At 55.1% G+C, this 6,187-nt stretch carries 2 tRNA genes and 3 rRNA genes; all 5 read left to right on the forward strand.

The annotated features are described in order from the left end of the window. Nucleotides 1-1,072 precede the first annotated feature (1,072 nt). The 5 genes from A8O23_RS21115 to rrf all read left to right on the forward strand — a co-directional run bounded on the left by A8O23_RS21115 (nucleotide 1,073) and on the right by rrf (nucleotide 6,114). A 16S ribosomal RNA gene (locus A8O23_RS21115) occupies nucleotides 1,073-2,582 on the forward strand. Nucleotides 2,583-2,687: 105 nt separating this feature from the next. Then, nucleotides 2,688-2,764 (forward strand) — tRNA-Ile (locus A8O23_RS21120). Between the two features lie 10 nt (nucleotides 2,765-2,774). Beyond that, nucleotides 2,775-2,851 (forward strand) — tRNA-Ala (locus A8O23_RS21125). Nucleotides 2,852-3,021: 170 nt separating this feature from the next. After that, nucleotides 3,022-5,913, forward strand: a 23S ribosomal RNA gene (locus A8O23_RS21130). Nucleotides 5,914-6,002: 89 nt separating this feature from the next. Then, nucleotides 6,003-6,114, forward strand: a 5S ribosomal RNA gene (gene rrf / locus A8O23_RS21135). Together the 16S, 23S and 5S rRNA genes with 2 tRNA genes alongside form the textbook arrangement of a ribosomal RNA operon. Nucleotides 6,115-6,187: the final 73 nt, after the last annotated feature.

The raw sequence follows: 6,187 nt of genomic DNA on the forward strand, positions 1-6,187 counted from the left end.
AAGGGGAGGCAGGCGAAAGCTTGCCTCCCCTTCTTGCATATGGAGAGGGTGTGTTTTGGCGCCGATTTCCGGAAAAGAGGCTTAAAACGCGGTAGCTGTACTTGTCGGCAGAGCAGCCGAGAACAAGTCAGCGGTCGGTCCGGCAGGCGTTGCCCGATGCCCGCGCCGCAAAAGGCGGCGGCAGAGTGAAAAAAAGTAAAAAATATTTCCGCTCGCGGAACTCCCTGCCGCTCAGGCGGGTTATACCCCAGCGCCCGAGGCTAACTCGCTGAAAGGGGCTAATAAGAGGAGTAAATCCAAGGCTACCGCTTGTATCTGCGGGATTTCTCCCTACCTTTGCAGCCCGCTCGGCAGGAGAGGGGATAACAACTTCATAGGAACGGGGGCACCCGGAAAAAGTTTCATCTTTTTCCTTGCGGATCGGGAAAAGGTTCTTACCTTTGCAGCCCGCTCGGCAGGAGGGGGGAAGAGAGGCTGAAGAAAGAGAGAGCAAGAAAAAAGTTTTACTTTTCCCTTGCGTTTGGAAAACTTCTCCTTACCTTTGCAACCCCAACTGAAAAGAGGGGGCGGCAGGCCGGAAGGGCCGGCCGGGATCGGAAGAAAAAGAAAGCTTCTCAAGCATCGGGAACGGGAATAATCCCTGCCTTTGCGCCTCTTTAAAGAGGTTCTCCAGCCGGAAGGGCGGGGAGAAAAAAAGAGAAAAAAGTTTTCGGGAAACATTGCAGAGAGAGAGATTCTTCTTACCTTTGCATCCGCTTCCGGAAAGAGGCTCCGGAGCCGAAAGGGTTACGGGAAAAAATAGAGAAAAAAAAAGCCGCTCAGGTTTGCAGATTCGAAGAAAGTCGCTACCTTTGCAGCCCCTTCCGGAAGGAGGGGAAACGAGCCGGAGACGGTTCGCAGATCGCCGGAGACAGTCCGGCGGCGAGGTTCTTTGAGAGAATGGGACAGATAGGAAAAGAAGACATACAGCTAGTCTGTTAGTCTAGGAAACATTAGCGAACGGCGGTCGACGTCTTTACAAAATCGACTGTCTTTATTATAGTATAATTGAGACCAGTCAAACGAATCTACTACAATGGAGAGTTTGATCCTGGCTCAGGATGAACGCTAGCGGCAGGCCTAATACATGCAAGTCGAACGGTGCCTTCGGGCACAGTGGCGCACGGGTGCGTAACGCGTATGCAACCTACCTTGAACTGGGGGATAGCCCGGAGAAATCCGGATTAATACCGCATAAGACCACGTGAGGGCATCCGAGTGTGGTTAAAGATTTATCGGTTCAAGATGGGCATGCGTGCCATTAGCTAGTTGGTGGTGTAACGGACCACCAAGGCGACGATGGCTAGGGGGTCTGAGAGGATGGTCCCCCACACTGGCACTGAGATACGGGCCAGACTCCTACGGGAGGCAGCAGTAGGGAATATTGGGCAATGGGCGGAAGCCTGACCCAGCCATGCCGCGTGCAGGATGAAGGCCTTCTGGGTTGTAAACTGCTTTTGACAGGGAAGAAAACACCCATGCGTGGGGAACTGACGGTACCTGTAGAATAAGCACCGGCTAACTCCGTGCCAGCAGCCGCGGTAATACGGAGGGTGCAAGCGTTGTCCGGATTTATTGGGTTTAAAGGGTGCGTAGGCGGCCGATTAAGTCAGCGGTGAAAGCCCGGGGCTCAACCCCGGAACCGCCGTTGATACTGGTCGGCTTGAGTACAGACGAGGTAGGCGGAATTGAAGATGTAGCGGTGAAATGCTTAGATATCTTCAAGAACACCGATTGCGTAGGCAGCTTACTAGGCTGTAACTGACGCTGAGGCACGAAAGCGTGGGGAGCGAACAGGATTAGATACCCTGGTAGTCCACGCCGTAAACGATGATTACTCGATGTCGGCGATAGAATGTCGGCGTCTTAGCGAAAGCGTTAAGTAATCCACCTGGGGAGTACGCCCGCAAGGGTGAAACTCAAAGGAATTGACGGGGGCCCGCACAAGCGGTGGAGCATGTGGTTTAATTCGATGATACGCGAGGAACCTTACCTAGGCTAGAATGCGCGTGACCGCCCCAGAGATGGGGCTTCCCTTCGGGGCACAAAGCAAGGTGCTGCATGGCTGTCGTCAGCTCGTGCCGTGAGGTGTTGGGTTAAGTCCCGCAACGAGCGCAACCCCTATCCCTAGTTGCCAGCACGTCAAGGTGGGGACTCTAGGGAGACTGCCTCCGCAAGGAGCGAGGAAGGCGGGGACGACGTCAAGTCATCATGGCCCTTACGCCTAGGGCTACACACGTGCTACAATGGCGCATACAGAGGGTCGCTACCTGGCAACAGGATGCCAATCTCAAAAAGTGCGTCTCAGTTCGGATCGGGGTCTGCAACTCGACCCCGTGAAGCTGGAATCGCTAGTAATCGCGTATCAGCAATGACGCGGTGAATACGTTCCCGGGCCTTGTACACACCGCCCGTCAAGCCATGGAAGTCAGGGAGACCTGAAGACCGTCACCGTCAAGGAGCGGTTTAGGGTAAAACTGGTAACTGGGGCTAAGTCGTAACAAGGTAGCCGTACCGGAAGGTGCGGCTGGATCACCTCCTTTCTGGGGATGCGCCCGCCGGCGCCGTTTCCCCTGTCTGTCCCTTCCCTTGAAAACTTCGGGATATTAGATCATTAGGTCAGAAGCGGACACCTACCATTCCAAGTAGGGCTTGTAGCTCAGGTGGTTAGAGCGCTACACTGATAATGTAGAGGTCCGTGGTTCGAGTCCACGCAGGCCCACCACGATTACCATGGGGGATTAGCTCAGCTGGCTAGAGCGCCTGCTTTGCACGCAGGAGGTCAACGGTTCGACTCCGTTATTCTCCACCACGACGCCTGACCTAGGGCAACAGCAAAAAGGCAAGCACCGACAGGGTCCTTGCCGCACATGCCGGGAAAACTATGCCACACCGTGGCGCAGCGTATCCGGCGGGGGGTTCTTTGACATACTGGGAAGAGAGAGAAACAAAACTAGAGTACGCGCCGTGCGCAAGCACGGCGGAGAAAGTAAGTAAGGGCGCATGGAGGATGCCTAGGCTCTCAGAGGCGATGAAGGACGCGATAAGCTGCGAAAAGCCGCGGGGATCGGCACATACGAATCGATCCGCGGATATCCGAATGGGGCAACCCGGCTGGTTGAAGACCAGCCACCTGTTTACAGGGGCGAACCCGGGGAACTGAAACATCTAAGTACCCGGAGGAAGAGAAAACAAAAGTGATTCCGCAAGTAGTGGCGAGCGAACGCGGATTAGCCCAAACCAAGGCCGTCACGGCGGCTTTGGGGTTGTAGGACCACGACGTGGGACCGGAAATCGAAGCTTAACTACCTGGGAAGGTAGGCCATAGAGGGTGAAAGCCCCGTCAGCGTAAGCTTTTCGGCCCTAGTGGTATCCTGAGTAGGGCGGGACCAGGGAAATCCCGTCTGAATCCGCCGGTACCATCCGGCAAGGCTAAATACTCCTGAGAGACCGATAGTGAACCAGTACCGTGAGGGAAAGGTGAAAAGAACCCTGAATAAGGGAGTGAAAAGAACCTGAAACCATGCGCCTACAAGCGGTCGGAGCCCATTAGTTGGGTGACGGCGTGCCTTTTGCATAATGAGCCTACGAGTTACTCCTCCCTGGCGAGGTTAAGTCTCTTAAGAGACGGAGCCGCAGCGAAAGCGAGTCTGAACAGGGCGCACAGTCAGGGGGGGTAGACGCGAAACTTTGTGATCTACCCTTGGGCAGGATGAAGCTGTGGTAACACACAGTGGAGGTCCGAACCAGTTTGCGTTGAAAAGCATTTGGATGACCTGAGGGTAGGGGTGAAAGGCCAATCAAACTGAGAAATAGCTCGTACTCCCCGAAATGCCTTTAGGGGCAGCGTCGAGGTTGAGTTTCATGGAGGTAGAGCTACCGATAGGACTAGGGGGAGTCAAATCCTACCGAATCCTGACGAACTCCGAATGCCATGAAACATACTCGGCAGTGAGGCTTGGGGTGCTAAGGTCCCAGGCCGAGAGGGAAAGAACCCAGACCGCCAGCTAAGGTCCCTAAATATATGCTAAGTTGAACAAAGGAGGTTCAGTTGCTTAGACAGCCAGGATGTTGGCTTGGAAGCAGCCATTCATTTAAAGAGTGCGTAACAGCTCACTGGTCGAGCGACAGGGCATCGATAATAATCGGGCATCAAGCATATTACCGAAGCTGCGGATAGAATTTATTCTGTGGTAGGGGAGCATTCCCGTCTGCGGCGAAGGCGCCTGGCAATGGGCGTTGGAGCGTCGGGAAAAGCAAATGTAGGCATAAGTAACGATAATGCGGGCGAGAAACCCGCACACCGAAAGACTAAGGTTTCCTGATCAACGCTAATCGGATCAGGGTTAGTCGGGTCCTAAGGCGGATGCGAAGGCTAAAGTCGATGGACAACTGGTTAATATTCCAGTACTAGCGTGACCCAGCGATGCGGTGACGGAGCAGTGAAAGGCCCGCCTGGTGACGGAATACCAGGTTGAAGCACGTAGGTATAGGACCGGTAGTCAAGTACGCCGGACCTGCTGAAACGCGATAGTACCCCAAGCCCCCGGGCGAGGGGATAGCGGCCCTAATCAGACTTCCAAGAAAACCCGCTAAGCGTTTAAGGTCACGCTACCCGTACCGCAATCCGACACAGGTAGTCGAGGAGAGAATCCTAAGGTGCTCGAGTGAATCACGGCCAAGGAACTCGGCAAAATGGCCCTGTAACTTCGGGAGAAGGGGCGCTTCCTCTGGGCAACCAGAGAAGCCGCAGTGAAAAGGCCCAGGCGACTGTTTAACAAAAACACATGGCTATGCGAAATCGAAAGATGAGGTATATGGCCTGACACCTGCCCGGTGCCGGAAGGTTAAGAGGGGATGTCAGCCGCAAGGCGAAGCATTGAATCGAAGCCCCGGTAAACGGCGGCCGTAACTATAACGGTCCTAAGGTAGCGAAATTCCTTGTCGGGTAAGTTCCGACCTGCACGAATGGTGTAACGATCTGGGCGCTGTCTCAGCCGTGAGCTCGGTGAAATTGTAGTATCGGTGAAGATGCCGATTACCCGCTACGGGACGGAAAGACCCCGTGCACCTTTACTATAGCTTAACATTGACTCTGGGTAACTGATGTGTAGGATAGGTGGGAGCCTTTGATCCGGCGTCGCTAGGCGTCGGTTAGGCAACGTTGAAATACCACCCTTCAGTTGCTTGGAGCCTAATCCCCGAGAGGGAGACAGTGTTTGGTGGGTAGTTTGACTGGGGTGGTCGCCTCCAAAAGAGTAACGGAGGCTTTCAAAGGTACCCTCAGCACGCTTGGTAACCGTGCGCAGAGCGCAATAGCAGAAGGGTGCTTGACTGTGAGGCCCACAAGCCGAGCAGGGCCGAAAGGCGGATATAGTGATCCGGTGGTTCCGCATGGAAGGGCCATCGCTCAAAGGATAAAAGGTACGCCGGGGATAACAGGCTGATCTCCCCCAAGAGCTCATATCGACGGGGAGGTTTGGCACCTCGATGTCGGCTCGTCACGTCCTGGGGCTGGAGAAGGTCCCAAGGGTTCGGCTGTTCGCCGATTAAAGTGGCACGCGAGCTGGGTTCAGAACGTCGTGAGACAGTTCGGTCCCTATCTGTAGTGGGCGTAGGATTTTTGAGGGGACCTGTCCTTAGTACGAGAGGACCGGGATGGACGAGCCTCTGGTGGACCTGTTGTGGCGCCAGCCGCAGCGCAGGGTAGCTACGCTCGGATGAGATAAGCGCTGAAAGCATCTAAGCGCGAAACTCACCCCAAGATGAGAAATCCCTTAAGGGCCGTGGGAGACGACCACGTCGATAGGCGGCAGGTGTAAAGGCAGGAATGCCAAAGCCGAGCCGTACTAATTGCCCGAGCGCTTTCCCCGAAAGGCGCGTACCCTAGCCTCCCTCTCTTCCCAAGTATATCAAAGCACCCCCCGACATCATTAAGGAAAGCCCGAGAGGGAACCGAAGATAATGGTGGCTATGTCGCGGGTGTCCACCTCTTCCCATTCCGAACAGAGAAGTTAAGCCCCGCCGAGCCGATGGTACTGCGGTCACACGCGGGAGAGTAGGTAGCCGCCAACCCCCAACAAGGAGGCCCCGACAGCTGGAGACAGCAGCCGGGGCCTCTCCTCTTTTCACGCCGCGCCCGAACACA

The organism is Rufibacter roseus, assembly GCF_001647285.1.
Lineage (GTDB): Bacteria > Bacteroidota > Bacteroidia > Cytophagales > Hymenobacteraceae > Nibribacter > Nibribacter roseus.